Here is a 1,339-nt window from a genome sequence, read left to right as displayed (position 1 = left end):
GCCGCGTGTAAACCGCCCGCGCGCTGGAATCGCGGTCCGCATCGGCAATTGCGGACAAGCTGCCGTCCCGTCGTCCCCCGTTTTTCGAAGCGCCGGCATTAAACCGCATCATCACATCTGCTAGCGTGCCGCGCATGAACATGCACAGCCCGAACGAGCCAGACGCCCCCGAGGCGATGACGCCGGCGCCGACCGTCCACGCCGGCGCCACGCCGATGATCGAGCAATTTATCGAGATCAAGGCGGCGAACCCCGATTCGCTGCTGTTCTATCGCATGGGCGATTTCTACGAGCTGTTCTTCGACGATGCCGAGAAGGCGAGCCGGGCGCTCGGCATCGTGCTGACCAAGCGCGGCAAGTATCAAGGGCTCGACATCCCGATGTGCGGGGTGCCGGTGCATGCCGCCGACGACTATCTGCAAAAGCTGATCGGCCAGGGTTTCCGCGTCGCCGTCTGCGAACAGATCGAGGATCCGGCCGAGGCCAAGAAACGCGGCGGCAAATCGGTGGTGCGCCGCGACGTCGTGCGGCTGGTGACACCGGGCACCATCACCGAGGACAAATTGCTGGCGCCCTCGGAATCGAGTTTCCTGATGGCGCTGGGGCGGGTGAAGGGCGGAGCCGATCACAGTTTCGCGCTGGCCTGGATCGACATCTCGACCGGCGCCTTCCGCGTCACCGATACCACCGCCGACCGGCTGCTGGCCGACATCTTCCGAGTCGATCCGCGCGAGCTGATCGTCGCCGAGCCGGTGTTCCACGATCCGGAGTTGAAGCCGGTGTTCGACGTGCTCGGCCGCGTCGCCAGCCCGCAGCCGCCGTCGCTGTTTGATTCGGCATCGGCCACGGGACGCATCGCCCGCTTCTTCGATGTGGCGACACCGGATAGCTTTGGCGCCTTTTCGCGCGCCGAACTGTCGGCGATCTCCGGCGCCATCGCCTATGTCGAGAAGACGCAGAAGGCCGAGCGCCCGCCGCTGTCGCGGCCCGAGCGCGAAGAGCAGGGCTCGACCCTGTTCATCGATCCGGCGACACGCGGCAATCTGGAACTGCTGCGCACACTGTCGGGCAGCCGCGAAGGGTCGCTGTTCAAGGCGATCGACCGCACGGTGACCGGCGGCGGCGCAAGGCTGCTCGCCGACCGGCTGATGGCGCCGCTGACCGATCCCGCGGCCATCGGCGCCAGGCTGGATTCGGTGTCGTTCTTCCGTTCCGAAACGCGGCTCTGCCAAGCGGTGCGGTCGAGCCTGAAGAGCGTTGCCGACATGCCGCGCGCACTGTCGAGGCTGGCGCTCAACCGGGGTGGGCCGCGCGACCTTGGCGCGCTGCGCGCCAAGGT

The 1,339-nt window shown here is 67.0% G+C and carries 1 pseudogene; it reads left to right on the top strand.

Annotated elements, in window-relative coordinates:
• Positions 1-134 precede the first annotated feature (134 nt).
• Positions 135-1,339, top strand: a pseudogene (locus EN984_RS34865) (DNA mismatch repair protein MutS); the annotation flags it as partial.

The sequence above is a fragment of the Mesorhizobium sp. M7A.F.Ca.CA.004.12.1.1 genome (assembly GCF_003997835.1).
GTDB lineage: Bacteria > Pseudomonadota > Alphaproteobacteria > Rhizobiales > Rhizobiaceae > Mesorhizobium.
The sequence above is the reverse complement of the archived record's forward strand: the minus strand, read 5'-3'. Positions and strand labels throughout refer to the sequence as shown.